This is a genomic window from Aminobacter anthyllidis, assembly GCF_018555685.1.
Lineage (GTDB): Bacteria > Pseudomonadota > Alphaproteobacteria > Rhizobiales > Rhizobiaceae > Aminobacter > Aminobacter anthyllidis.
In genome coordinates this window covers 829,595-854,053 of record NZ_JAFLWW010000002.1, presented here as the reverse complement: position 1 = coordinate 854,053, position 24,459 = coordinate 829,595, and the positions used below count along the sequence as shown (strand labels likewise).

The 24,459-nt window shown below is 63.4% G+C and carries 26 protein-coding genes; 14 read left to right on the top strand and 12 right to left on the bottom strand.

Annotated elements, in window-relative coordinates; all coding sequences use genetic code 11:
- The first annotated feature begins 61 nt into the window (after positions 1–61).
- On the top strand, positions 62–484 hold the full coding sequence (mscL, locus tag J1C56_RS09340) for a large conductance mechanosensitive channel protein MscL (protein WP_184771840.1): 423 nt from the start codon (positions 62–64) through the stop codon (positions 482–484).
- A gap of 112 nt (positions 485–596) precedes the next feature.
- Positions 597–1,763: a pyridoxal phosphate-dependent aminotransferase gene (locus J1C56_RS09335; protein ID WP_214388146.1), complete on the top strand. Its 1,167-nt coding sequence runs from the start codon at positions 597–599 to the stop codon at positions 1,761–1,763.
- A 254-nt stretch (positions 1,764–2,017) separates the two neighbouring features.
- Here J1C56_RS09335 and hemA read toward each other — a convergent pair whose 3' ends face one another.
- Positions 2,018–3,295, bottom strand: a complete 1,278-nt coding sequence (gene hemA, locus J1C56_RS09330; protein ID WP_214388144.1) for a 5-aminolevulinate synthase — start codon at positions 3,293–3,295, stop codon at positions 2,018–2,020.
- A gap of 249 nt (positions 3,296–3,544) precedes the next feature.
- Between hemA and galE the strand changes: the two genes are divergently transcribed.
- From galE to J1C56_RS09315, 3 genes are all read left to right on the top strand, one after another.
- The gene (gene galE, locus J1C56_RS09325) at positions 3,545–4,540 is read left to right on the top strand and encodes a UDP-glucose 4-epimerase GalE (RefSeq protein ID WP_214388335.1); all 996 of its coding nucleotides are present in this window, start codon (positions 3,545–3,547) and stop codon (positions 4,538–4,540) included.
- 209 nt (positions 4,541–4,749) lie between these two features.
- Entirely contained in the window at positions 4,750–6,000 is a 1,251-nt protein-coding gene (locus tag J1C56_RS09320; protein WP_214388142.1) for a D-amino acid dehydrogenase, read from the top strand.
- Between the two features lie 3 nt (positions 6,001–6,003).
- Positions 6,004–7,830: an alanine racemase gene (locus J1C56_RS09315; protein ID WP_214388140.1), complete on the top strand. Its 1,827-nt coding sequence runs from the start codon at positions 6,004–6,006 to the stop codon at positions 7,828–7,830.
- On the opposite strand, the gene tsaA is transcribed toward J1C56_RS09315, so the two are convergent.
- The 5 genes from tsaA to J1C56_RS09290 are packed head-to-tail and all read right to left on the bottom strand — an operon-like array spanning position 7,827 to position 11,415.
- The gene (gene tsaA / locus J1C56_RS09310) at positions 7,827–8,318 is read right to left on the bottom strand and encodes a tRNA (N6-threonylcarbamoyladenosine(37)-N6)-methyltransferase TrmO (RefSeq protein ID WP_214388138.1); all 492 of its coding nucleotides are present in this window, start codon (positions 8,316–8,318) and stop codon (positions 7,827–7,829) included. The genes J1C56_RS09315 and tsaA overlap by 4 nt on opposite strands.
- A gap of 2 nt (positions 8,319–8,320) precedes the next feature.
- Entirely contained in the window at positions 8,321–8,527 is a 207-nt protein-coding gene (locus J1C56_RS09305; protein ID WP_214388136.1) for a TOBE domain-containing protein, read from the bottom strand.
- Entirely contained in the window at positions 8,524–9,312 is a 789-nt protein-coding gene (locus tag J1C56_RS09300) for an ABC transporter ATP-binding protein (RefSeq protein WP_214388134.1), read from the bottom strand. Before J1C56_RS09300 ends, J1C56_RS09305 begins: the two co-directional genes overlap by 4 nt.
- Entirely contained in the window at positions 9,309–10,340 is a 1,032-nt protein-coding gene (locus J1C56_RS09295) for a FecCD family ABC transporter permease (RefSeq protein WP_214388132.1), read from the bottom strand. Before J1C56_RS09295 ends, J1C56_RS09300 begins: the two co-directional genes overlap by 4 nt.
- Positions 10,341–10,362: 22 nt before the next feature.
- Positions 10,363–11,415: an iron ABC transporter substrate-binding protein gene (locus J1C56_RS09290; RefSeq protein WP_246591230.1), complete on the bottom strand. Its 1,053-nt coding sequence runs from the start codon at positions 11,413–11,415 to the stop codon at positions 10,363–10,365.
- 217 nt (positions 11,416–11,632) lie between these two features.
- Here J1C56_RS09290 and J1C56_RS09285 point away from each other — a divergent pair, with 217 nt between their 5' ends.
- Positions 11,633–12,082, top strand: coding sequence for a universal stress protein (locus J1C56_RS09285; RefSeq protein ID WP_214388128.1), 450 nt, complete (start codon positions 11,633–11,635; stop codon positions 12,080–12,082).
- A gap of 69 nt (positions 12,083–12,151) precedes the next feature.
- On the opposite strand, the gene J1C56_RS09280 is transcribed toward J1C56_RS09285, so the two are convergent.
- A complete protein-coding gene (locus J1C56_RS09280) occupies positions 12,152–13,210 on the bottom strand; it encodes a D-TA family PLP-dependent enzyme (RefSeq protein WP_214388126.1) in 1,059 nt (352 codons plus the stop codon).
- Positions 13,211–13,362: 152 nt separating this feature from the next.
- Here J1C56_RS09280 and J1C56_RS09275 point away from each other — a divergent pair, with 152 nt between their 5' ends.
- From J1C56_RS09275 to J1C56_RS09245, 7 genes are all read left to right on the top strand, one after another.
- Entirely contained in the window at positions 13,363–14,202 is an 840-nt protein-coding gene (locus J1C56_RS09275; protein WP_214388124.1) for a transporter substrate-binding domain-containing protein, read from the top strand.
- 72 nt (positions 14,203–14,274) lie between these two features.
- Positions 14,275–14,937: an amino acid ABC transporter permease gene (locus J1C56_RS09270; protein WP_214388122.1), complete on the top strand. Its 663-nt coding sequence runs from the start codon at positions 14,275–14,277 to the stop codon at positions 14,935–14,937.
- 5 nt (positions 14,938–14,942) lie between these two features.
- Positions 14,943–15,605 carry an amino acid ABC transporter permease gene (locus J1C56_RS09265; RefSeq protein ID WP_214388120.1) on the top strand — a complete coding sequence of 221 codons (663 nt, stop codon included), beginning with the start codon at positions 14,943–14,945 and terminating at the stop codon, positions 15,603–15,605.
- A gap of 10 nt (positions 15,606–15,615) precedes the next feature.
- Positions 15,616–16,386, top strand: coding sequence for an amino acid ABC transporter ATP-binding protein (locus J1C56_RS09260; RefSeq protein ID WP_214388118.1), 771 nt, complete (start codon positions 15,616–15,618; stop codon positions 16,384–16,386).
- 16 nt (positions 16,387–16,402) lie between these two features.
- On the top strand, positions 16,403–16,786 hold the full coding sequence (locus J1C56_RS09255; protein ID WP_214388116.1) for a RidA family protein: 384 nt from the start codon (positions 16,403–16,405) through the stop codon (positions 16,784–16,786).
- 43 nt (positions 16,787–16,829) lie between these two features.
- A complete protein-coding gene (locus J1C56_RS09250) occupies positions 16,830–17,648 on the top strand; it encodes an IclR family transcriptional regulator (protein ID WP_214388114.1) in 819 nt (272 codons plus the stop codon).
- A 48-nt stretch (positions 17,649–17,696) separates the two neighbouring features.
- Complete coding sequence (locus J1C56_RS09245) at positions 17,697–18,632, top strand: sugar kinase (RefSeq protein WP_214388111.1); 936 nt, start codon at positions 17,697–17,699, stop codon at positions 18,630–18,632.
- Positions 18,633–18,671: 39 nt separating this feature from the next.
- Here J1C56_RS09245 and J1C56_RS09240 read toward each other — a convergent pair whose 3' ends face one another.
- Positions 18,672–19,271 (bottom strand): hypothetical protein, encoded by a 600-nt coding sequence (locus J1C56_RS09240; RefSeq protein WP_214388109.1) that lies wholly within the window; start codon positions 19,269–19,271, stop codon positions 18,672–18,674.
- 330 nt (positions 19,272–19,601) lie between these two features.
- On the opposite strand from J1C56_RS09240, the gene J1C56_RS09235 reads away from it, so the two are divergent.
- Positions 19,602–20,285 carry a helix-turn-helix domain-containing protein gene (locus J1C56_RS09235; protein ID WP_214388333.1) on the top strand — a complete coding sequence of 228 codons (684 nt, stop codon included), beginning with the start codon at positions 19,602–19,604 and terminating at the stop codon, positions 20,283–20,285.
- A 108-nt stretch (positions 20,286–20,393) separates the two neighbouring features.
- Here J1C56_RS09235 and J1C56_RS09230 read toward each other — a convergent pair whose 3' ends face one another.
- The 4 genes from J1C56_RS09230 to J1C56_RS09215 are packed head-to-tail and all read right to left on the bottom strand — an operon-like array spanning position 20,394 to position 24,187.
- Positions 20,394–21,434 carry a heme-dependent oxidative N-demethylase family protein gene (locus J1C56_RS09230; protein ID WP_214388107.1) on the bottom strand — a complete coding sequence of 347 codons (1,041 nt, stop codon included), beginning with the start codon at positions 21,432–21,434 and terminating at the stop codon, positions 20,394–20,396.
- A 44-nt stretch (positions 21,435–21,478) separates the two neighbouring features.
- On the bottom strand, positions 21,479–22,444 hold the full coding sequence (locus J1C56_RS09225; protein ID WP_214388105.1) for a PDR/VanB family oxidoreductase: 966 nt from the start codon (positions 22,442–22,444) through the stop codon (positions 21,479–21,481).
- Positions 22,441–23,034, bottom strand: coding sequence for a dimethylamine monooxygenase subunit DmmA family protein (locus J1C56_RS09220; RefSeq protein ID WP_338001421.1), 594 nt, complete (start codon positions 23,032–23,034; stop codon positions 22,441–22,443). Before J1C56_RS09220 ends, J1C56_RS09225 begins: the two co-directional genes overlap by 4 nt.
- Positions 23,035–23,053: 19 nt before the next feature.
- A complete protein-coding gene (locus J1C56_RS09215; RefSeq protein ID WP_214388101.1) occupies positions 23,054–24,187 on the bottom strand; it encodes an aminomethyl transferase family protein in 1,134 nt (377 codons plus the stop codon).
- Positions 24,188–24,459: the final 272 nt, after the last annotated feature.

The window sequence follows — 24,459 nt, the reverse complement described above, 5'->3', positions numbered from 1 at the left end:
ACGCTCGGCGACGGATGGTGGGGAACGATTCGCCTTTCTGCAAATCGTACAAGGAGGGTTTATGCTCAGGGAATTCCAGGAATTCATTGCCAAGGGCAATGTGATGGACCTCGCGGTCGGTGTCATCATCGGCGGTGCCTTCGGCCTGATCGTCTCGTCGCTGGTCGGCGACATCATCATGCCAGTCGTTGGCGCGATCTTTGGCGGCTTCGATTTCTCGAATTACTTCCTGCCGCTGTCATCTTCGGTCACGGCGGTTTCGCTTGAAGAAGCCAAGAAACAAGGTGCTGTGTTCGCCTATGGCAACTTCTTTACCGTGGTCATCAACTTCTTGATCCTCGCCTGGATCATCTTCCTGATGGTCAAGGGTGTGAACACCATGCGCAGGCGTCTGGAGAAGCAGAAGGCCGCCGAGCCGGCTGGTCCTCCGCCCGCCGACGTTGCGCTGCTGACCGAAATTCGCGACCTGCTCGCCAAGAAATAACCGGCAAGCGCTGGCATCGCGAAAACCCCCGGCTGGCTGGACCGCCGGGGGTTTTTTCGTTGGCGCCGGCGAGCTAGGACTAGGCTCAAGCAACTCTCAGCCTGGGATGACCATGAGCCTTATCGACGCCGTTCGCATTGAGGCCCGCAGCGCTCCGATGAGCGGCATCGAGGCGGTGGCCAATTACGGGCGCGACCGCGCAGGCCTCATCCCGCTGTGGTCGGGCGAGGGCGACATGCCGACGCCGGCCTTCATCAGCGACGCGGCGGCGCGCGGACTTGCCAATGGCGAGACCTTCTACACCTGGCAGGCCGGCATTCCCGAATTGCGCCAGGCGATCGCGCGCTATCACCAGCGCCATTTCGGCAAGAGCTTCGGCGCCAACGAATTCATCGTCACCGTTGGTGGCATGCAAGCGATCACCATGGCCTTGCAGGTGACGGCAGGGGCCGGCGACGAAGCCGTCTATCTGACGCCCGCCTGGCCGAATTTCGCCGGTGCGGCAGGCATAGCCGGCGTCAAGCCGGTGCCGGTCCTGCTCGACATGACCGACAATGGCTGGATCTGCGACGTCGAAAAGATCGCTGCCGCGATCACGCCGCGCACCAGGGCGATCTTCGTCAACACGCCGTCCAACCCGACTGGCTGGACCGCCGATCGCGAGACGCTGCAGGCGATCCTCGACCTCGCGCGCAGGAACGATCTCTGGATCATCGCCGACGAGATCTATGCGCTGTTCCACTATGGCGGCAGCCGGGCCGCGTCGTTCATGGACATCATGGTTGCAGAGGACAAGATCCTGTTCGTCAACACCTTCTCCAAGAACTGGGCGATGACCGGCTGGCGCATCGGCTGGCTGAAGACGCACCCGTCGCTGAGCCGCACTTTCGAGAACCTGGTCCAGTATTCGAGCTCCGGCGTGGCGCAGTTCATGCAGCGTGGCGGCATTGCCGCGCTCGACGAGGGCGACGCTTTCATCGCCGAGCAGGTCGAGCGTGCCCACAAGGCACGTGACATCGTCTGCAAAATCCTCGGCGAGACCGGCAAGGTGCGTTTCAGCGTGCCGCCTGGAGCCTTTTACCTGTTCTTCGCCGTCGATGGGATGAAGAACTCCGAAGCGGCGGCCTTCGACATCATCGACAAGGTTGCCGTCGGCGTCGCACCCGGCACAGCTTTTTCAGCCGGTGGCGAAGGCTTCCTGCGCCTGTGCTTCCACCGCCGCCTCGACCAGATCGAGGAGGCGTCGCATCGGCTGGCGAAGTGGATCAACGCGCGGTAGGCGGATAGGTCGCTGACGAAGCGGCGGTGAAGGATTGCCAAGAAGTGCGTCCTTCGAGGCTCGCCCGCCGACTTTTACTCTAGCTTTACAATCTTTTACTCTAGCTTTGCAATGCTGTAGCGGGCCCGCACCTCAGGATGAGGAGCGTTGGCGCCACCGCTCCTCATCCTGAGGTGCGAGCCCGTAAAACAGCTAGAAGATTAGCGCTAATGCCCGCGGGCGAGCCTCGAAGGACGCACCAAAGGGCCTGCCGCTCAGCCGCCCGACTGCGGCACCAGCAGCGAAACGATGCGTTCGCTCTTGGGAACTTCCGTGTGGCCCTCGGTGCGATAGGGAATGCCCAGCGCATTCCAGGTCTCGACCAGCGCTTCCTTGAGTTCGGCCACCAGGGCATTGCTGTGGAACGGCGTCGGCGTGATGCGCAGGCGTTCGGTGCCGCGCGGCACGGTCGGGTAGTTGATCGGCTGGATGTAGATCCCGTGCACGCCGAGCAGGCGGTCGCTGGCCATCTTGCACAACTCGGGGTCACCAACCAGGATCGGCACGATATGCGTTGCCGACTCCATCACCGGCAGACCGGCATCCGCCAGCACCTGTTTGGTGTGCGTCACCTGGCACTGCTGGGCGTCGCGCTCGGCCTGCGAATTCTTCAGGTGCCGGATCGACGCGGTGGTCGCGGCGGCGATCGCCGGCGGCAGAGCCGTGGTGAAGATGAAGCCCGGCGCATAGGAACGGACGGCGTCGACCACCGAACGGGTGCCGGTGATGTAGCCACCGAGCGTGCCGAATGCCTTGGCGAGCGTGCCTTCGATGATGTCGATGCGATGGGCGAGGCCCTCGCGTTCAGTGATGCCGCCGCCACGCGGGCCGTACATGCCGACGGCATGGACCTCGTCGATATAGGTCATGGCGTTGTATTTTTCGGCGAGGTCGGCGATCTCGGCGATCGGTGCGATGTCGCCGTCCATCGAGTAGACGCTTTCGAATACGATCAGCTTGGCGCGCTCGCGGCCGGCTGCCTGCAGCAGGCTTTCGAGGTGGCCGACGTCGTTGTGGCGGAACACCTTCTTTTCGGCGCCGGAGCGGCGCACGCCCTCGATCATCGAAGCGTGGTTGAGTTCGTCGGAGAGGATCAGGCAGTTCGGCAGAAGCTTGGCGATGGTCGAGATCGCAGCCTCGTTGGAGACGAAGCCGGAGGTGAAGACCAGGCCGGCTTCCTTGCCGTGCAGGTCGGCGAGTTCATGCTCGAGCTCGACCAGCGGATGGTTGTTGCCGGAAATGTTGCGCGTGCCGCCTGCGCCGGTGCCCATGTTGCCGGCGGCCTTCTGCATCGCCGCCACCACGTCGGGGTGCTGGCCCATGCCGAGATAGTCGTTCGAGCACCAGACGGTGATTTCTTCGGCCTTGCCGTTGGAGCGCCAGATAGCGCGCGGGAACTTGCCGACGATGCGCTCGAGATCGGCAAAAACGCGATAACGGCGCTCGGCGTGAATCTGGTCGATCGCTTCTTCGAAAAACCGCTGGTAGTTCATCTGGACGTCCCAATTTTTCAACCGTGAGCATAATCAACGGCCGGTTCGGCGTCCATCGACCGTTTTTGGTCATAATGCCACGCCCTCGACGTCCCAAACGACCACGGATCGCCGAAAAGTCCCTTGATGTGGATCAAATCACGCTGCGACCGAAAGGCCAACGTGATCATCCCGCGAAAGTCCTGTCTCGCATTCGCCGGTATTGTCAGGCTACACAGGGCCCGACGAAATTCGATGCGGAGTGTAGTTATGGCGGTATTGGTGACGGGCGGTGCCGGTTACATCGGCAGCCACATGGTCTGGGAACTGCTCGACGCGGGCGAGAAGGTCGTCGTGCTCGACCGGCTGTCGACCGGCTTCGACTGGGCTGTTGCGCCCGAGGCCGTGCTGGTCAGGGGCGACGTCGCCGACAAGGAGCTCGTCGGAAAACTGATCCGCGAGCACGGCATCGACGCGATCATCCACTTCGCCGGCTCCATCGTGGTGCCGGAATCTGTTTCCGATCCGCTTGGCTATTACGAAAACAATACCTGCAAGACCCGCAGCCTGATCGAGACGGCGGTTGGCTGTGGCGTCAAGCATTTCATCTTCTCCTCGACCGCGGCCGTCTATGGCGCGGCTGGCATGGAGCCGGTGGTCGAGGACGCGCGGCTTGCGCCGGAATCGCCCTACGGCCTGTCCAAGCTGATGAGCGAATGGATGTTGCGCGATGCCGCCGCAGCGCACCCGCTGACCTACACCGCGCTGCGCTATTTCAATGTCGCCGGTGCCGATCCCAAGGGCCGCACCGGCCAGTCGACCAAGGGTGCTACGCACCTGATCAAGGTCGCCTGCGAAACCGCGCTCGGCAAGCGTGGCTCGATGCAGGTCTTCGGCGAGGACTATGCGACGCCTGACGGCACCTGCGTGCGCGACTACATCCACGTTTCCGATCTTGTCGCCGCGCATCGCCTGGCGCTCGCCCGCCTGCGCGCCGGTGGTGGCAACCTTGTCGCCAATTGCGGTTACGGACACGGCTATTCGGTGCTCGAAGTCATCGACAGCGTGCGCCGCGTCCATGGCGCCGATTTCACCGTCCAGATGACCACTCGCCGGCCGGGCGACGCGGCGTCCGTCGTTGCCAATTCGGACCTGGCACGCGGCGAACTCGGCTGGGCGCCGAGGCATGACGATCTCGACGGGATCGTCGGTGACGCGCTCAACTGGGAACGGCTGCTCAGCCGGAAGAACTCTTCCGTTATATAAGCTACAGGTGGTGGATATCCGTCACCCTGTCTCGATAATTGCAACGCCAGGCGTTATGGGTGGCAAAGGGGCCTGACCCCGCACGGTGAAAGGTTCCCGCCAGAGCCTGGTGCATCGGCCGATCTTCGGCATCGCCCGATGCGCAAGAAAGAGTTGGAGCGTCCTTTCCGCGTGCCGGGGCACTGCGCGACGCTCCATGGGGTGGCAGCATGAAGATACTGGTTCTGGGCGCGGGTGTGGTCGGAACGGCGGCAGCCTATTACCTGGCGCGCGACGGCCATGAGGTCACCGTGGTCGAACGCCATCCGGCCGCCGCACGCGGCACGAGCTATTCCAATGCCGGACTGGTTTCGCCGGGCGATGCCACCGCATGGGCCTCGCCGGCGGCGCTGAAGACCTTCATCCGCTCGCTCTACACGTCAGATCTCGGCATCAAGGTCAGGCTCCGGTTAGACCCCTATTTCTACGCCTGGAGCCTGCGCTTCCTGCGCCAGTGCACGACAGCGCGGCTTCGCGCCAACAGCGAGGTCAAGCTCAGGCTCGCGCTCTATTCGCGCCAGTGCATCAACGAGATCTCTGACGAGACCGGCATCGGCTATGACGACCGGCGCAAGGGTATCCTCTACTTCTTCCGCACGCAGAAAAGCCTCGACGAAGGCAGCGAGAACTATCGCTTCCTCGCCAGGCATGGCCTGCCGATCGAAATCGTCGACCGCAATCGCATGGTCGAGCTGGAGCCCGGCCTGGCAGCCGCCAAGGATGGCATTGCCGGCGGCGTCTATTCGCCTCTCGACCAGACCGGCGATTCCCGCATGTTCGTCGAAAAGCTCGCCGCCCACGCCAGCGAGCGCCTGGGCGTGAAATTCATGTTCGACACAACCGTCGAGGGGCTGGTCGTCGAGGGCGACCGCGTCAGCGGGGCGAAGACACAGGCCGGCGTGCTAAGCGCCGATGCCGTGGTCATCGCCATGGGGCCGGAAAGCGGACTGCTCGGCCGTCGCCACGGCATCGACCTGCCGGTCTACCCGGTCAAGGGCTATACCGCGACGGTGCAGCTTGACGATCCCGACAAGGGGCCGACGATGGGTGGCGCCGACGAAGACAATCTGATCGCCTATTCCAGGCTTGGCGATCGCTTGCGCCTGGCCGCGACCGCCGAGTTCGCCGGTTTCGACCGCAGCTACAAGCCCAGCGATTTCGTCCGCCTGTTCAAGGCAGGCCAGGAGCTGTTCCCCGGCGCCTTCAATCCGCGCAAGGCCGAAGTCTGGGCCGGCCTGAGGCCAATGATGCCAGGCTCGGTGCCGGTCATCGGCCCGGCCCGCTACAAGGGGCTTTATCTCGACACCGGCCATGGCCATGTCGGCTGGACCATGGCCTGCGGCTCCGGCAAGTTCCTTGCCGACCTGGTCGCTGGGCGCAAACCCGACATCGATCCACAGGGGCTGGTCTACGGGGGCTGAGGCATGTCTGGACCGCAAGTCGCCATCGATCTCGGGCGCATCGAGCGCAATGCGCGGGCCGTCGTCGACCGCGCAGCACTTTCCGGCATCAAGGTGTTCGGCGTCACCAAGGGCAGCTGCGGCCTGCCGCAGGTGGCGCGCGCCATGCTGCGCGGTGGCGTTGCGGGGCTTGCCGAGTCGCGTTTCGAAAACATCCGCCGGCTGCGCGAAAGCGGCATCGGCTGTCCGATCATGCTGCTGCGCAGCCCGCCGCTCTCGCGTGTCGAGGAGGTGGTACGCACGGTCGACATCAGCCTGCAGTCCGAACTTGAAATCATCCGTGAGCTATCGCGCATCGCCCAGCGCGTCGGCCGCGTCCACGACATCATGCTGATGGTCGACCTCGGCGACCTGCGCGAAGGCATCTGGCCGAACGACCTGTTGCCGACGGTCGAGCGCGTGCTCGAGTTGCCTGGCGTGCGCATTGCCGGGCTCGGCACCAATTTGACCTGCTTCGGCGCCATCATGCCGACGGAAGAGAATCTCAACCAGCTCGTCGCTTACGCCTACAAGGTCGAGCGCCTTGCCGGCATCAGCCTCGACTGGGTGTCGGGCGGCAATTCATCGTCGCTGCCGCTGCTTTTGGAAAACAAGCTGCCCGCCGGCATCAACAATCTGCGCATCGGCGAGGCGATCCTGCAGGGCGGTTACGAGACGTTCAGGGAGGAGCCCTGGAAGGAGCTGGAGTTCAACGCCTTCAGGCTGACCGGCGACCTGATCGAGGTCAAGGTCAAGCCGTCGCTGCCGATCGGCGAATCCGGCTACGACGCCTTCGGCAACCAGCCGGTGTTCATCGACGAGGGCGACCGGCTGCGCGGCATTGCCAATATCGGCCGCGAGGACACGATGATCGAGGGGCTGGTGCCGATCAATCCCGGCGTGCGCGTGCTGGGCGCGTCGAGCGACCATCTCGTGCTCGACATCACCGATGCCGAACCGCCGCTCGTCGTCGGCGACCGCGTCAGCTTCCACATGAACTATGGCGCGCTGCTGACGGCGATGACCTCGGAGTATGTCGAAAAGGCGCCGATGCACGACATCGCCGATTTCACCGGCCGGCGCATGGTCTCGATCGTCGCCGACGGGACTGCCGGCCCGCTGCTGGCAAAACAATCGGTCGGCACGCGGCTCGAACAGATGCAGTTCGATGTCGTCGAGATTGCCGATGCCGAGCATCCGCCCGCCGGCCTTCTCAGGCTGCATGCAGGCGCCGGCAGGCACACGGCGTCGACAGCGCTGGCTGCAGCTGCCGAGGCAACGCACTCCTTCGGCGTCATCTGGATAGATTCCATCGCGGCGCTGATGCCCGAAAGCGAGGATGGAGTTGAAGCGCCGGAACGCTCGGTCCTGGCGCGCGCTCTTGGCCTCGATCACAAGCCCGGCGCGCTGCAGCCGCAGCTTTCGCCCGAAAACGTCGTGCTCGTCGGCCTGCGCGAAGCCGATCCGGCCGAGGTTCGCATCCTCAAGGATTCCCGCGTCACCGCCTTCACCATGGCCGAGATCGACGGTTCGGGCACGCGTGAGGTGATGCGCGAGGCGATCCGCATCGCCTCCGCCGGCACTGTCGGTTTCCATGTCAGCTACTCGCCCTCGGCCACCGAGATGCCCGGCTGGGCTGGCGGTTCCGGTGGCATGACGGTGCGCGAGACACACCAGGCGATGGAGGCGATAGCCCTGTCGGGTGGCATGCTGTCGATGGATATCTCGGGGTTGCGCGCGGACACCGAGCCGCGCATTGCCGCCGAAACCGTCAACTTCGTCATGTCCGCCTTCGGCAAGCGGATCCTTTAACCGGTTTCGAAATCGCCCGGCTGCGGCGGGGCGATGGGGGTGAACAGCGTCCGATCCGGCTTGATGTCGATCAGCGGCGTGCCGTCGAGGCAATCCATGCCTCGAACTGTGAGGAAGCTGCCCTCGACGCCGACCAGTTCGACGATCTGGGTGCCGATCGGGTTGGGGCGCACCGGCGAACGCAGCGAAAATGTGCCGCGGGCAGTGACGTCATTGGCCGGGCTCTGGCGCACCAGGTCGCGCCGGGACAGATGCAGCCAGTAGAGCACTTCAAGGCGCGCGAACTGCCCGATGCCTTCGAGTGCTGCTACCCATGGCTCGAAGATCTCGATGTGGCAGATAGGGCCGTCGGCGCGGCCCTGGCGCGGGGTCAGCAGGCGCGAGTCCCAGGGCGTCCGGATGCGGCCGATGAAATAGACTTCGGCGTCGTACCGGGGTGGCAGCGCGACGGCGCTTTCGCCGTCGCGGATTTCGTTCTCGCGGACCACGCTCAGTCGACCGCGACCATGACGTCCGAGGCCTTGATGACCGCGTAGGCGTCCTTGCCAACGGCGAGCTTGAGGTCGTCGACAGCTTCGTTGGTGATGGCAGCGGTGACAATGGCGCCGCCAATGTCGATGCGGACATGCGAGGTGGTCGCACCCTTGGTCACTTCGACGATCCTGCCTTTGATCTGGTTGCGGGCGCTGATCTTCACGGTGCGTTCCTTGCGTTGAGGGTTGGGGTGCAGACGTGGCGTCCGGCCTGTTCGAGATAGGCCACTACAACTCCGACGCCATAGAGAGCTTGCAGCGATTGCGGTGTCAGCACGTCGGCGGGCTTTCCGATGGCGACGAGCGTGCCCGCCCGCATCAACGCGACGCGGGTTGCGCAGGCAAACGCATGGCTGGGATCGTGGGTGGAAATGACCACCGCCATGCCTGAGGCGGCGAAGCTCGAGATGCGGCTCAGCACGTGGGCCTGGTTGCCGAAGTCAAGGCTGGCAGTCGGCTCGTCCATGACGATCAACTCGGGCTCCTGGGCGAGCGCGCGGGCGATCAGCGTCATCTGCTTTTCGCCGCCGCTGATGTCGGTGAAGGGGCGGGCGGCGAGATGGCCGATGCCGAGCGCCGCCAGCGCCTCCTGCGTTATCGCCCTGTCGGCCATGGTTGGCGAGGCGAAGGTATCGATGCGGCTGGCGCGGCCCATCAAGACGACGTCGAACACCGAGAACGGGAAGTAGGCGCCGGTCGCCTGCGGCACATAGGCTATGTGCCGTGCGAACTGCGCGCGAGAGAAGGTCGAAATGTCCTTGCCGTTGAGTTCCAGATGCCCGCCCTGACGCGGCAAAAGGCCAAGCAGGGTCTTGAACAGCGTGGTCTTGCCGCAGCCATTGGGACCGAGCAGGCACAGCACCTCGCCGCGATCGACAGAGAGCGTGACGCTCTGGCCGACTTTGACGCGGCCATAGCCGAATGCGAGTTCGGTTGCCTGAAGCATCATTGCCAGCCTCGCCGGGTCGTCAGAAGCAGATAGAGGAAGAACGGCGCGCCGATGGCGGCCGTGAGAATGCCCAAGGGAACCTCGATCGCAGCGATGCTGCGCGCCAGCGTGTCGACGCCGACCATGTAGGCGGCACCGATGAGCATCGAAGCCGGCAGCAGGCGCGAGAAATCCGGCCCGACGAACATGCGCGCGACATGCGGCACCAAAAGGCCGATCCAGCCGACGACGCCCGAGATCGAGACAGCAGCGGCGGTCATCAGGGTTGCGGCAGCGACGATGACGATGCGGATCCAGCGGGTTTCTACGCCGAGAGCGCGTGCCTCCTCGTCGTCCAGCGTCATGAGGTTCATGCGCCAGCGCAGCAGCGCCATCGGCAACAGAGCGATAATGACGGCAGGCAGGATGGACAGGAGGTCGGTGCGGTTGATGCTCGCGAGGCTGCCGAGCAGCCAGAAGGTGATGGCCGGCAGCTGGTTGTAGGGATCGGCGAGCACCTTGAGCAGCGACACGCACGCGCCGAGCAGCGCGCCGATGGCGACGCCCGCCAGCACCAATACGAGGATAGGGTCGCGCTCGCGCACGATCGAGCCGATGGCATAGACAAGCGCCACCGCCGCCAGTCCGCCGGCGAAGGCGAGGCCCTGGATGGCGAGCACCGATAGCGACAGGAAGATGCCGATCACCGCGCCGAAGCTGGCCCCGGCGGAAACGCCTAGGATGTCGGGTGAAACCAGCGGATTGCGGAACAGGCCCTGGTAGACCGCGCCCGCCGCCGCAAGCGAGGCGCCGACGAGGATGCCGGCGCCGACGCGCGGCAGGCGCACGTTCCAGATCACTGTCTCGATCGTCGGCGCAACGCCGCTGGCGGAGCCTGTGATCTTGGCCAAAACGACGGCGAGGATGTCGCCCGGCGTCACCGGATACTTGCCGGTCAGGATCGCCATGAGGATGATGGCGACGAGCAGCGCCGCCAGCGCGCCGATTGCGATCGGCCCGGCGCGCTGGGCTTTCTGGTGCTGCTGCAAGTGCTCGGCTTCCGCTCGAAGCTCAGGGCTTCGAGCCGGTATCGGCAAGCAGCTTGCCGAGTTGCTCGTCGGTGAGATCGACATGATAAAACAGCTTGTAGAAGTCGCGGGTCTCGGCCTTCAGGTCGATTTGGGCCTTGCCCGGGTAGAGTGCCGAAGTGAGCCAGGAAATGCCGATGGCGCGGTTGACGCCGGGAGGCGCGTCGAACCAGCCGAAGGGCAGGGCCGGCGCGCGGAACACGCGGCCGTCCTTGACCGCCTTGATGCCGGCCCATGACGGATCCGACAGCACCGATTTCTGGAATTTCGGGCTGAGCGTCAGGATGACGTCGGGGTTCCACGACAGGATCTGTTCCAGCGAGACATTGGCGAGCGAGCCCTTGCCGGCCGCTTCCGCGACATTGGTTGCGCCGACGGCGCCGAGCACTTCCATGTTGATCGAGTCGGCGAGGCCGGTTTCGAGCCCCTCGGGGCCGCGGCCGTAATAGACGCGCGGGCGCTGGTCGGCCGGCACCTCGGCCACGACCTTGTCGAGCCGCTGCATCGCCGCCTCGGTGTAGGCAGCAAGCTTCTCGGCCTGCTCCTTTTCGCCGAGCAGTTCGCCGATCTCGCGCAGCGACTTCGGCGTGTTGGCGAAGGTGCCGTCGATGAGCACGTAGGGGATGCCGGTCTGTTCCTGCACCTTGTCGGCGAGCGAGGCGTAGGTCGGGTTGACTGTGCCGACATCGAGGATGATGTCGGGCTTCATCGCCAGCACGGCTTCCATGTTGGCGGTGTCGCCCTTGCCGGTGAGGCGGCCATGGACGGGCAGGTCGCGATAAGTTGCCGCGATGAAGGCCTTTTCGTCGTCCTTGAACTCGCGCACCCAGCCGACCATGCGCTCGGGCGCGACGGAATAGAGGAGCACCGAGGCGGGCGGGCCCGCGGCCATGACGCGGGTGATTTTTTCGGGCAGCGCCACCTTGCGGCCAGCAGCGTCGGTGAAGATGCGCTCCTCGGCCGATGCGAGCGAAGCGCAGCCAATGAGGGCTGTCGCGGCAGCCAGGAATGAAATCAGCAGGTTACGGCGTCTCATGCGATCGATCTCGGGTTGAACAATGGGTTTGGATATATACATGCCAATATAGCGAGCGGCGCATTGTTATGTTTGACTGAATATAACGGTCAAGCGCTTTGTGCGGCTGTGCCAGTCAATATCCAGGCCTTTGCCTTGACCCATTGGCGCCGGTCGGAAAGGCTGGGGCCAAGATTCAGTCGAGCCCAAAAGTTCAGCGAGCCAAGGAGAGAGTTCCATGTACACCCATATCCTCGTCGCCACGGATGGTTCGGAACTGGCGCAGAAGGGGCTCGACCATGGCTTGAGCCTGGCCAAGGGCCTGGGCGCCAAGGTGACGGTGCTGAACGTCTCGGAGCCGGCGCCGATCTTCGCATCGGCCGGCATGTATGGCCCGGTCGCGACCGCCGAGGACATCGTGTCCTACCAGAAGGCCGGCGAGGAGTACGGCGCCAAGGTGCTGAACGCCGCCAAGGCCCAGGCCGATAAGCTGGGCGTCAATGCCGATGCTGTCCATGTCGAGGAAATGTGGGCGGCCGAGGCGATCAACCAGGTCGCCAATGACCGCGGTTGCGACCTGATTGTCATGGCCTCGCATGGCCGCCGCGGGCTTGGGCGACTGATCCTCGGCAGCCAGACCGTCGAGGTTTTGACCAACAGCAAGGTGCCGGTGCTGGTCGTGCGCTGAACATCCCGACCGGAAATGAAAGGCCTCCCGGGCAACGTCCGGGAGGCTTTTTCTTTTGGATGGCGCGGCTCAGATGATCTTACCGCGTGCCGGCACCGGCCACAGCTCCGGCGCCTTGTCCTCGCCGTAGACATGGACGCCATCGACCATGTTGGTGACGACGCAGGCATGGTTGGGCACGATGCGGATGCGTTGGCCGACCTTGAGGTTGATGTCGCCGTCGCAACGCAGGCGGCCATGCTCTTCCGACAACTGGTCGATGGTGATGTCGGGTCGACCGAGCACATGGCCATGGCCGACAAGGCCGAGCAGGTCGGAAGTCAGCGTCTTCGAGCCGGCGTCGATGATGGCGCGGTTGGGCGCGGACACGGAAACGACGGTGGCGAGCACTGTCAGCGCGCAGTCTTCCCACGCAGCTACGCCGCGGGTGACCAGCGAACGGTCGTTGTAGACATAGGTTCCGGGTCGGAACTCGGTTGCGATTGGCGCCAGATGCGCCTTCATCATGTCAGGTGAGCCGCCCGAGGTGATAGCAGGCACCGCGATGCCCCTGGCTTCGATCAGCGCCTTGGCCTCGGTCATGAATGCCTGAACGCTGTCAGCGCCTCCAACTGGCGGATAGGTCATCAGCCCGGCGAAATGCAGGCCAGGTGCGGCGGCGATGCGGGCGGCGAGTTCGGCTGCCTCCTGCGGCGTGCCAACACCGCAGCGGTCGGCGCCGGTGTTGCATTCGACGAAGACATCGAGCGTGACGCCGGCCGAGGCGAAGGCGGCCGCAAGACCGTCGATCACTGTCGGACTGTCGGCAACGACGGCGAGCTTGACCTTGCGGGCAAGGGCCACGAGTGCGGCGAGCTTGTCGTCGCCCAGGATGTTGTAGGTGATCAGCACATCATTCAGCCGGCCGCTGCCGGCGACCATGGCTTCCGCTTCCGAGACCTTCTGGCAGGTGATGCCGACCGCGCCAGCGTCGAGCTGCAGCTCGGCGATTGCCGGCAGTTTGTGCGTCTTGATGTGCGGACGGACCTTCAGCCCGTGGCTGTCGGCATAGGCCTGGAAGCGCGCGATGTTCCGCTTCGCCACATCGATGTCCACCAGCACGGCGGGTGTCTGGATCTCGTCGAACATGCCTATGCCTCCAAGTTGAAGCGTCGGCCCTTGCCTCCGAAGCGCTTGACAAATAATGCCGCGTGCACTTTGATACGTCAATCCGTTATTCAGGACATATGTCTGCAATAATGGACATTCGAAAAGATGTCTTTCCAGGGAGGAACGGTGAGATGAAGGCGTATCTGTCAGCGGCCGTGGCCGCACTCGCGCTGATGAGCGTTATGCCTGCCAGCGCGCAGGAAAAACAAAGCAGGCTCGATGAGGTTCTGGCTCGTGGGCATCTTGTGCTCGGCACCGGCAGCACCAATGCGCCGTGGCACTTCAAGAGCGCGGACGACAAGCTGCAGGGCTTCGACGTCGACATGGGCCGCATCGTCGCCAAGGCGCTGTTCGGCGATCCGGACAAGATCGAATACGTCAACCAGTCGTCGGATGCCCGCATACCGAACATCACCACCGACAAGGTCGACCTGACCTGCCAGTTCATGACGGTGACAGGCGAGCGCGCCCAGCAGATCGCCTTCACGATTCCCTACTATCGCGAGGGTGTCGGCCTGATGCTCAAGGGCGACAGCAAACATGCCGACTACGCGGCGCTCAAGGCTGCCGGCTCGGGCGTCACCATCTCTGTACTGCAGAACGTCTATGCCGAGGCGATGGTGCATGCCGCCCTGCCAGAGGCCAAGGTCGACCAGTATGAATCCGTCGACCTGATCTACCAGGCGCTTGAGTCGGGTCGCGCCGATGCGGTCGCCACCGACCAGTCGTCGCTGGCCTGGTACATGAAGCAGAACCCCGACCGCTACAGGGACGCCGGCTATGGCTGGAACCCGCAGACCTATGCCTGCGGCGTCAAGCGCGGCGACCAGGACTGGCTGAACTTCGTCAACACCGCGCTGCATGAGGCGATGACCGGCGTTGAGTTCGACTTCTACGCCAATTCCTACAAGACCTGGTTCGGCAAGGAGCTCGCTCCGCCGCAGATCGGCTTCCCGGTCGAGTACAAGTAAGCTCGCCAACGATGGCGCGGCCCCTGGCACATGCGGCCGCGCCAATTCTTTTGACCGGAACCTGACGGCACCATGGGTTACACGCTCAATTTCTCGGCGGTCTGGCGCAGCTTCGACCAGCTGCTCTGGGGCCTGGCACTCAGCCTGGGCCTTGCCTTCGTGGCGATCGCCATCGGCTGCGTGCTCGGGCTGGTCACAGCCTTCGGCCTGCTGTCGAAGCAAGGCGCGCTGCGCCATCCCGCGCGCATCTACGTCACCATCATCCGCAACACGCCGATATTGGTGCTGGTGCTGTTCACCTTCTTTGCACTGCCTCAGCTCGGCATCAGGCTTGGCAAGATCGAAAGCTTCGTTTCGACCCTGGCGATCTATTCCGGTGCCTATCTCGCCGAGGTGTTTCGTGGTGGCCTGCTTGCCGTGCCGAACGGCCTGAAGGAAGCTGGTCTCGCCATCGGCCTGACGCAGTCGCAGATCCGCAATTCGATCGTCATGCCGCTGATGCTGCGCAACGTGCTGCCGTCGCTGTCGAGCACGCTGATTTCGCTGTTCAAGGACACCTCGCTGGCGGCAGCCATCGCCGTGCCCGAACTGACCTTCGAGGCGCGCAAGATCAATGTCGAGAGCTTCCGTGTCATCGAGACATGGATTGTCGCCAGCTGTCTTTATGTCGCCACCTGCTCGGTGCTCGCAGCCCTGCTGCGCCAGCTCGAGCGGCGCATGTCCATCCCGAGGTGATCGACATGGAACTCGTGACATTCTTCGAAACGTTGTGGCTCGCCCGCATCCCGATCATCAAGGGCATCGGCGTCACCGTCTCCATCTCGGTCCTGGCGATCCTCGTCGGCACCATTTTGGGCATCGGCGTCGGGCTCGCTCTCACCTATGGCAACAGGCCGCTGCGCTGGCTGGTGCGCGGCTACACCGACTTCATCCGCGGCACCCCCGTGCTGGTGCTGGTTCTGGCGAGCTATTACGTGCTCGGCACCGTCGGCATCGACCTCGGCCCGTTCCAGGCCGGCGTTCTGGCGCTTGCGGTGTTCTGCTCGTCGCATGTCGGCGAGATCGTGCGCGGCGCGCTGCAGTCGATCCCCAAGGGCCAGACCGAGGCGGCCAAGGCGATCGGCCTGACCTTCCCGCAGACCTTTGCCTATGTGCTCGGACCGCAGGCGCTGCGCCAGGTGCTGCCTGCATGGGTCAACACGGCTGCCGAGATGGTCAAGGCTTCGACGCTGCTGTCGATCATCGGCGTCGCCGAGCTGCTGCTGAGGACGCAGGAGCTGATCTCGCGCACCTTCATGAGCCTCGAATTCTATTTCTTCGCGGGCTTCCTTTATTTCGTCATCAACTACGGCATCGAGCGTTTCGGCCGCTACGTTGAGCGCAAAACCTCGATCCCGTCGTGAGGCCGCAACAATGACCGGCAACCTTCTCGAAATCCGCGACCTGCACAAGCGCTACGGCGAAGTCGAAGTGCTCAAGGGCGTCGACTGCACGATGGCCCAGGGCGATGTCATCTCGATCATCGGCTCGTCGGGCTCCGGCAAGACGACGATGCTTCGCTGCATCAACATGCTGGAGGAATTCCAGGGCGGCTCGATCCGCATCGACGGCGAAGAGATCGGCTATGACACCGCAGGCGGCACGCGTCGCCGCAAGAAGGAAAAGGAAATCGCCCGCCAGCGCGCGATGACCGGCATGGCCTTCCAGCAGTTCAACCTGTTTCCGCACATGAGCGCGGCCGAAAACGTCATGCTCGGCCTGGTCAAGGTCAAGAAGATGGCCCGCGACGAAGCGCGCATCGTCGCCGAGAAATGGCTCGACCGCGTTGGCCTTGCCGAGCGCCGGGACCGCTTCCCGAGCCAGCTCTCCGGCGGCCAGCAGCAGCGCGTGGCGATTGCGCGCGCCATCGCCATGAACCCCAAGCTGATGTTGTTCGACGAGGTGACGTCGGCGCTTGACCCCGAATTGGTCAACGAGGTGCTGCAGGTCATCAAGGACCTCGCCCGCGACGGCATGAGCATGCTTCTGGTCACCCACGAGATGCGCTTTGCCTACGAAGTGTCGTCGCGCGTCATCTTCATGAACCAGGGCCGCATCGGTGAAGAGGGCAACCCGCGCGAGATGTTCCTGAAGCCGCAGACCGAGCGGCTCGCCGAGTTTCTCAAGACCTCAACCTTCAACTAGCATTCGGAGAATAGACATGACGATCAAGCGCTACGGCACCGGCCAGACCGGAGCGGGCAAGCAGGCATTGCCTTTCGCTCGTGCCGTCGAGGCCAATGGCTGGCTCTACGTTTCCGGCCAGGTCGCCATGGAGAACGGCGAGATCGTCGGCGGCGGCATCATCGCCGAGACGCGCAAGACGATGCAAAACGTCATCGCCATTCTCGAGGAGGCCGGCTATGGGCTGGAGCACATCGTGCGCGTCGGCGTCTGGCTCGACGACCCCAGGGATTTCTGGTCGTTCAATGGCGTCTATGCCGAGTATTTCGGGGATCACCCACCGGCCCGCGCTTGCGTGCAGTCGAGTATGATGGTCGATTGCAAAGTCGAAATCGACTGCGTCGCCTACAAGGCGCCGTGACGGCATAGGATCTTACTTCGGCATTTCGCCGAGGAGGCGGCGCATGGACGACGTAGCTGACGACATGATCAACAAGCGGGCGCGCGGTCTCGATCGCGCCTTCGAGATCTTGAACTTCCTGCGCCTCAAGCGTCAGCCGCTGCGCCCCAACGAGATCGCGCAAGGCATCGGCGCGCCACGTTCCTCGGTCTATGAACTGGTCAACCTGCTGATGCGGCAGGGCATCCTTGAGTATCGCGGCGATGATGGCCGCGTTTTCCTCGGCCGCAAGCTCTATTTCCTCGGCGTCGCCTATTCCGAGCAGTTCGACCTGATGCGCGAGTGCGACAAGCTTTTGACGCATATTGCCGAAGAGACGCGCGAGACGGCACAGATGTGCCTGCTCGAAGGCAACAAATACACCGTTGCCCAGATGAAGGAGGGGCTGCGCCCATTCCGCATTTCGTCGAATGTCGGCGATCCCGTCTCCATCGCCTGGACGGCTTCGGGCCGCCTGCTGGTCGCCCATATGAGCGACCAGGAAATCCTCGACTTCATCCCGAAGGAGGATTTCCAGCTGCCCAATGGCCAGTGGCTCGATCCGGCACAATTCATCGCTGAAGTGCGCGAGGCATCACGGGTGGGCTACTACACTTTCAACAGCGCCGTCGAGACCTTCACCCACTGCTTCGCCGTGCCTGTCTACCAGGCCGACAACATCTGCATCGCAACGCTCTGCCTTGTGGCGCCGCGCGAGGACGGCCTCAAGAACCACGCCAGCTATCTCAAGACGCTGCTCGCCGCTGCCGCCGACCTGTCGAGCCGACTCGGCCACACGGCAGAGGACGAGCGCGCCGGCATCCGGGCCGCCGGCCAGCGCTGACGGTCAAGCTCGCGGACAACCACAAAAATCAGGATTGGCCGTACGGGCATGGCGGGACGCGTTCTTTCAATCGGCGAGTGCATGGTAGAACTCAGGCAGGCCGAGGGCGGGTTGCTCAGGCAGGGCTTCGCCGGCGACAGCTTCAATACGGCCTACTACGTCAGGGCCTTCCTGCCCGCGGCACGACCGGTCGACTATTTCACCGCCGTCGGCACCGACACGATCTCAGATGAAATGCTGGCCTTCATCGAAGGCACTGAAGTTGGCACCGGCTTCATACGCCGCGTGCCGGGCCGCAGCCCCGGCCTCTATATGATCCACCTCAAGGACGGCGAGCGCAGCTTCTCCTACTGGCGCTCGGCCTCCGCCGCGCGGCTTTTGGCCGACGATCCCTCAGCATTGCGCGCCGCCATCGACGCCTCGGAGGTGATCTTCTTCTCCGGCATCACGCTGGCGATCCTCGCACCCGAGGCGGTCGCAACGCTTTTGGGCGAACTCGGCCGTGCCAAGGCGGCCGGCAAGCTCGTGGCCTTCGATCCCAACATCCGGCCGCGATTGTGGGACGATGCCGAAACCATGCGGCGCACGATCACGTCAGGTGCTGCCGCCTCATCCCTCGTCATGCCGAGCTTCGAGGATGAGGCGACGCATTTCGGCGATGTCTCGGTCGACGCGACGATCGCGCGCTATCGCGCTGCGGGCGCAAACAGGCTGGTCGTCAAGAACGGCGCGGAAGGCATCACGCTGAGCTTCGATGGCGAGCAGTCCTTCGCTGCCGCGGCGGCGGCGACAAGGATTGTGGACACGACGGGCGCGGGCGACAGTTTCAACGGCGCCTTCCTCGCGAATTACCTCCAGACTGGCGACCACCGCGCGGCGGCAGGCTTCGCCGCCAACGTGGCGGCCGCCGTCATCGGCCATCACGGTGCGCTTGTCGGCCGGGCAGAGATCGGGGCACCGGGCGCGACCGCGCAGCCCGGCTGAATGCGCTTGTGCGTCAGGTCGCCTTGAGGGCGCCAGTCCTCAATGTGGATGCACCATCTTGGTCGGCTCCTCCAGCAGGGTGAATGGGTAACCGTCGCATTTCACATCGGGGTTTGTCGGGCTGAACATGCCGTTTGGATTGTCCTTGAACAGCCAGGCGTGCAGGTCGTAGTGGACGAATTCCTTGGGGATCAAGGGTTCGTGGCCTTCCATAGGGCCCTGGAAAGGCTGGCCGAGCACTGTTGGCCGTTCTTTCACGGCGTCCATTGGAACCAGCCACTCGACCGCGACGAGGGTGAGCTTGCCGTCCGGTCCAGGTTCATAGACAAGCACGTTTGGCTTGCTGGGGTCGGGCGGCCCCTTCACTGTCAGATTGACGAAGTGCACGCCCATCGCGCCCTTCGGATACTCCATCCGTCCTTCGATCTTTTCGCCGCTGTAGTGGACGCAGCCGACCGTCGAAAGATAGAGGTCGCGGATAGCTACATACGGATCCTTGTATTTTTCCAGGGCCTGACGCGCGGCGTCGAGTTCGGCTTTGCTGGGTTCTTCAGCGCGGGCGGGATTGATGGTTGGGCACGCGTTGCAGACGAGAGCCAGGGCGACGATGGCGCCACTGGCGAAACTGGCAGACCTCATGGCCGTTCCTCCGCTGATGCATCGTGCGATTGCACGAGCCTGGAGTCTCGCGCGCTCCGGTGCCGCTGTAAATCAATCGAATGGGGGGAGGGGGCTAATCAAATCAGCGCGCCGCTTCTGTCCAGCTGATCGTGCCTCGGAGTGGTGATAAGGCTTTGCTGCGGAATGGTTTTCCGTGGCAACCTGCCTTTTCGGTATGCATTTTGCCTACAGTTTGACCGGCAGGCCCTTGAATCTTTTGTAAAGAAATTTTACCATGGGTGAACTGATGGATTGTGAGTTTTTGCAACGAAGGATAGCTGCGTGAAAGAAGACCGTTTGTCAGCCGTTTTGACTGCCGACGGCAAGAGGGCTTCAGCCGCCATAGCGGCGAAAGCGCAGCCATCGCCGCTCCACCAGGACCCGCATGCCGTCCGCGACACGCCTGAAAAGGTGCTGGAGGTGGCGCTCGGCCACGAGGTCCGCGCCTTCCGCAAGAAGCTCGGCATCACCGTCGCCGATCTCGCCGCGATGACAAACATTTCGCTCGGCATGTTGTCCAAGATAGAAAACGGTATCACCTCGCCGTCGCTGACCACGCTGCAGGCGCTGTCGCGGGCGCTGGGCGTACCTCTGACGGCATTCTTCCGGCGCTTCGAGGAAGAGCGCAACGCCGTCTTCGTCAAGTCGGGCGAAGGCGTCGACGTCGAGCGCCGCGGCACCCGCGCCGGCCACCAATACAACCTGCTCGGCCATATCGGCTCGAATACCGCGGGCGTCGTTGTCGAACCCTATCTGATCACGCTGTCGGAAGATTCGGACGTGTTTCCGATGTTCCAGCACGAGGGCATGGAGTTCCTCTACATGCTGGAAGGCGAGGTCGTTTACCGCCACGGCAGCAATCTCTATCGCATGACGCCAGGCGACAGCCTGTTCTTCGATGCCGATGCGCCGCACGGCCCGGAAGAGCTGACCACCTTGCCGATCAAATACCTGTCGATCATCTCCTATCCGCAAGGATCGAGCGGCGACTAGCTGCCGGCACAATGAACCGTACAATGAAAAAAGGAGGCGAAATTCGCCTCCTTTTTTGTGGACGGGGCCTTGGAGTTCTTCCGAAAACCAAGGCCGTCATTTGAGGTGCTAGTCCGGGCTGAAACCGGGGGAGGTCGGTGCGCCGTCATCGTACTTCGACAGCCACTCGACGGTGGTCTGGCGATAGCGGGTCAGGCCCTTGTATTCGGCGAGTTCGACCGGCAGGTCGCGCAGCACGCGATGGAAGCGGCGGGCCCATTTCGGCACCGTCACCAATTCGTCCATCTTGAGCAGGTAGCAGCGGATCGGGAAGACCAGCGCATTGGAGCGCGGCAGGCGCCAGAAGCTCTGCAGCTCGACGCGCAGATGCACCTTCTCGCCGACATTCTCGGGCGTCACCGTCAGCCGGTCGCTACCCCATTTGTGGAAGTTTTCCGGGCTGGTATCGAGCCGCGGATTGATCGTCATGGTCCAGTTCAGGCGCCGCGCCGGCTTGCCCTGCTGGATGTTGGTCAGGAACTTCAGGGCGCGGGTGAAGACGCCCATTTCATGGGCCAGCGGCACCGGAGCATGCCATTCGAAGAAGTTCATGCCGATGTCGAAATCGAGCGACCAGTCGGCCTGGGTGGTGATCATGCCGGCATCCATCCACAGGTTGTTGTCGCGCTGGTCGAGGATGGCGAAGTCGCCCTGGCTCTGGCGGGTGATGTACTCCATCGGCCCGTAGGGCAGGGTGGAGACGTCGCCAAAGGTGAAGGTGTCGTCGATGCCGAGCGGCCGGTTGATCCAGTGCCAGCGGTCGCCCTCGCGTGTCAGGCTGAAATGCTCGGGATAGCTCGCGGCCTTCTCGGTCATCAGGAGTTCGAGCAGGTCCCAGCCGGCCAGCGTCATATGCGGCAGCGACTGGCAGCGCAGCGGATCCTCCGCCAGCACCATGGCGCGGTCCTGCATTTCGGAAACATAGTGCTCGTCGACGTCGACCAGATGCTCGAAAACGCTGTTCTTCGGTCCGGGCACATGCGGCTCGATGTTGACCGAGTACATGTAGGCGTCTTCGTGATAGGGGAAGGGAAACCGCCTGATGTTCTCAGGACTGTTCCTGAAGGTAAAATCGTCGCGGAACGTTTCTTTCCTGAAATTAATTCCCATCAATTCCTCCCTCTTCCAGAGCGTCGAACGCGCTCCGGGATGTTCTACCGTTCCAGGACCAGCGAGCGGCCCTCGAAGCGCGAAACGCATGGCATGATCTTCTTGCCCGAGCAGTGCTCCTCATCGCTCAGCCAGTGGTCGTTGTGCTTGAACGTGCCGTCATAGGAAATGACGTTGGTCTCGCACTGGCCGCAGACGCCGCCGCGGCAGAGATAGGGCGGATCGACGCCGGCAGCCTCGATCGCCTCGAGCAGGCTCTGCTGTTCGCCGACCCGGATCTCCAGGCCGCTGACTGCCAGCTTGACGTCGAACGGCGTGCCCGGCTGCGGCGCTGCGAAATGTTCGTAGTGTACCGAGTCGTCCGGCCAGCCATGGGCGCCAGCGGTGTCGCGCACCCATTTGATCATGCCGGCGGGGCCGCAGACATAGATGTGCGTGCCCAGCGGCTGCGTGGCGAGCAGGCGCTCGAGCGGGATGCGCTCGTTGTGCTCGTCGTAATAGAGGTTGACCCTGTTGCCGTAGCGTTCGCGCAGCACCTCTGTGTAGCTGCCGAGAGCCTCGGAGCGGCAGGTGTAGTGCAGCTCGAAATTGCCGCCATACGAAGCCAGCTGCGCCGTCTGGGCGAGAAACGGCGTGATGCCGATGCCGCCGGCGATCATCAGGTGCTTCCTGGCGCGCAGGTCGAGCGAAAACAGGTTCACCGGATAGCTGATGACCATTTCCATGCCGCGCTTGACGCGATTGTGCATGAACAGCGAACCACCGCGGCCGACATCGTCGCGGCGCACCGAGATGGTGTAATCACGCGTGCTGAGCGGCGAACTCATCAGCGAATAGGGGTTGAGCCTGGTGATATCTCCATCGCGCATTTCGACCACGACATGAGCACCGCCGGAAAAGGTCGGCAGGTTGCCGCCGTCGGTGCGCTCGAAATGGAACCGCTTGACCAGTTCATTGACCGCGACCACCTCGGTCACGGTGACGTTCAGCTTGTTTGTTCCCGCGCTCACCGGAAAATCTCCTCTGTCTGAGGGATCTCGGTCGGATCCTCGGCATTGATGCAGACGCCCTGGAAGGCGGCATGGCGCTTGGAATAGTGGTCGCGCACCAAAAGAAGCAGGCCGCAATGCGAGCAGGTCGCGGGCTGGGTGGTGACGTTTTCGGTAATGCCCTTGCAGTGCACGCACTGGATGCGGCGCGCCCACGAGCCGCGATGCTCGGTCTGGATCGAAGCAGGGTCGATGCCGGCTTCGATCGCCGCCTGCATCATCTGGCCGATCAGGCCTTCGGTGCCGGCAAGATACATGCGCAGGCCCATATGGGCGTTGGCCAGTGTCCAATTCAGCCGCGGCAAGGCCGCCGCGACCGACGGGCCCTCATAATACTGGGCCGGCTTCAACGCCTTCAGCGATGCCTGAAAGCTGTCTCCGGTCCGGCCCGGGATGAACATGATATGTGCATGGGCGAAGAAGTCCTCGGGAGCCTTCTTCGCCAGGTCCAGGATTGCGGACGCCCCTTCGGCGTCCGCAATCAGAAGGTGGCTCTTGCCGGCCTGCGGTGACAATGTTCCGTAGACCGGGCGACTGAGGATCGTCTTCACCGGTGCACTGTCCAAGGTCTCAGCCCTTTGCCGTCCGCTTCAGCTTCTTCGGGTCGTCGAACGGCAGCGACTGCGCCGTTGCCTTGACCGTACCGCTGGCGTTGCGGATTTCCAGCGGCGTTCCGACGATGGCGCAATCGACGTCGAGACGGGCGATGCCCATCGATTTCTTGACCAGCGGCGAATACATCGCACAGGTCACGACACCGACCTTCTTGCCGTCGCGCCAGATCTCGGCACCTTCGTCAGCTGCCTTGTCGCTGTCGAGCAGCACGCCGAAGATCTTGAAGCGTTCCTTGCCCTTGAGGCGATAGTGCTCTTCGGCGCCGCGGAATCCGGTCTTGCCGGGGCTGACGGTGAAGTCGAGACCGAGTTCCCACAACGTATCGCCAGGGCCTTCGTTCGCAAACGGGTACTTCTGCGAGTTGTCGTACGGGTAAAACAGAAGGTAGCTCTCGACGCGCAGCATGTCGAGCGTGGTGAAGCGCGTCGGGATGATGCCCATCGACTTGCCTTCGGCAACGATGGTGTCCCAGATCGTGCCGGCGTCCTGGCCGCGGCAGAAGATTTCGTAGCCGCGTTCGCCGGTATAGCCGGTGCGCGAGATCATCACCGGGAAGCCGAACAGCTGCGTCTGCATGTGGTGGAAGTAGTTGAGGTCGCGGATGCCGGGCACATGCTTGGCGAGATAGTCGACGGCGAGCGGACCCTGCAGCGACAGGTCGTGCAGATTGTCGTCGAAACGGACCGAGACGTCACGGCCGATCGAGGCGCGGGTCAGTTCCTCATGGCCCGAGCCGGCACCGTGAACGACCATCCAGGAGTTCGGACCCATGCGGTAGATGACGCAGTCGTCGGTGAACTTGCCGGCGTCGTTGAGCATGCAGGCATAGACCGACTTGCCGGGGTAGATCTTCTCGACGTTGCGGGTGGTGCACAGATCAATGACATGCGAGGCATGCGCGCCGGTGATATGGACCTTCTTGAGGCCCGAAACGTCCATCAGGCCGGCCTTGGTGCGGATCGCCAGATACTCCTCGTCGGCGTCCTTATCGTAAGACCAGGCCGTGCCCATGCCGCTCCAGTCTTCCAGTTTGGAACCAAGCGCGCGGTGGCGGTCGGCCAACGTCGAAAAACGCCATGAAGCTGTCATTTCCGGTACTCCTCCATATTGTTTCCCGCCCTTGGCCTTGCCGTGAGGCGGATATTGTTGGGATCATTTGAACCCAAAATTGCCTCTAGGGCAATATCCAAGTGCAAGAATTTTTACTGATAGGCAACTTTCTCTCGATTGCCGGCGCGGTGAAACTGGCTGGCCATGCCTTGGGCGATAGCCTGGCGACCGGCAAAAAAAAGCCTGGCACGTGAAGTGCCAGGCCTTGAAAGGGCGCTCCGGGCCTGGGGGACAGGAGGGGTGGATTGGAG

Bases quoted from the DNA above. Each gene is read 5' to 3' on its own strand.
- mscL (WP_184771840.1), top strand. From the start codon at position 62: ATGCTCAGGGAATTCCAGGAATTCATTGCCAAGGGCAATGTGATGGAC.
- J1C56_RS09335 (WP_214388146.1), top strand. From the start codon at position 597: ATGAGCCTTATCGACGCCGTTCGCATTGAGGCCCGCAGCGCTCCGATG.
- hemA (WP_214388144.1), bottom strand. From the start codon at position 3,295: ATGAACTACCAGCGGTTTTTCGAAGAAGCGATCGACCAGATTCACGCC.
- galE (WP_214388335.1), top strand. From the start codon at position 3,545: ATGGCGGTATTGGTGACGGGCGGTGCCGGTTACATCGGCAGCCACATG.
- J1C56_RS09320 (WP_214388142.1), top strand. From the start codon at position 4,750: ATGAAGATACTGGTTCTGGGCGCGGGTGTGGTCGGAACGGCGGCAGCC.
- J1C56_RS09315 (WP_214388140.1), top strand. From the start codon at position 6,004: ATGTCTGGACCGCAAGTCGCCATCGATCTCGGGCGCATCGAGCGCAAT.
- J1C56_RS09300 (WP_214388134.1), bottom strand. From the start codon at position 9,312: ATGATGCTTCAGGCAACCGAACTCGCATTCGGCTATGGCCGCGTCAAA.
- J1C56_RS09290 (WP_246591230.1), bottom strand. From the start codon at position 11,415: ATGAGACGCCGTAACCTGCTGATTTCATTCCTGGCTGCCGCGACAGCC.
- J1C56_RS09285 (WP_214388128.1), top strand. From the start codon at position 11,633: ATGTACACCCATATCCTCGTCGCCACGGATGGTTCGGAACTGGCGCAG.
- J1C56_RS09280 (WP_214388126.1), bottom strand. From the start codon at position 13,210: ATGTTCGACGAGATCCAGACACCCGCCGTGCTGGTGGACATCGATGTG.
- J1C56_RS09275 (WP_214388124.1), top strand. From the start codon at position 13,363: ATGAAGGCGTATCTGTCAGCGGCCGTGGCCGCACTCGCGCTGATGAGC.
- J1C56_RS09270 (WP_214388122.1), top strand. From the start codon at position 14,275: ATGGGTTACACGCTCAATTTCTCGGCGGTCTGGCGCAGCTTCGACCAG.
- J1C56_RS09265 (WP_214388120.1), top strand. From the start codon at position 14,943: ATGGAACTCGTGACATTCTTCGAAACGTTGTGGCTCGCCCGCATCCCG.
- J1C56_RS09260 (WP_214388118.1), top strand. From the start codon at position 15,616: ATGACCGGCAACCTTCTCGAAATCCGCGACCTGCACAAGCGCTACGGC.
- J1C56_RS09255 (WP_214388116.1), top strand. From the start codon at position 16,403: ATGACGATCAAGCGCTACGGCACCGGCCAGACCGGAGCGGGCAAGCAG.
- J1C56_RS09250 (WP_214388114.1), top strand. From the start codon at position 16,830: ATGGACGACGTAGCTGACGACATGATCAACAAGCGGGCGCGCGGTCTC.
- J1C56_RS09245 (WP_214388111.1), top strand. From the start codon at position 17,697: ATGGCGGGACGCGTTCTTTCAATCGGCGAGTGCATGGTAGAACTCAGG.
- J1C56_RS09240 (WP_214388109.1), bottom strand. From the start codon at position 19,271: ATGAGGTCTGCCAGTTTCGCCAGTGGCGCCATCGTCGCCCTGGCTCTC.
- J1C56_RS09230 (WP_214388107.1), bottom strand. From the start codon at position 21,434: ATGGGAATTAATTTCAGGAAAGAAACGTTCCGCGACGATTTTACCTTC.
- J1C56_RS09215 (WP_214388101.1), bottom strand. From the start codon at position 24,187: ATGACAGCTTCATGGCGTTTTTCGACGTTGGCCGACCGCCACCGCGCG.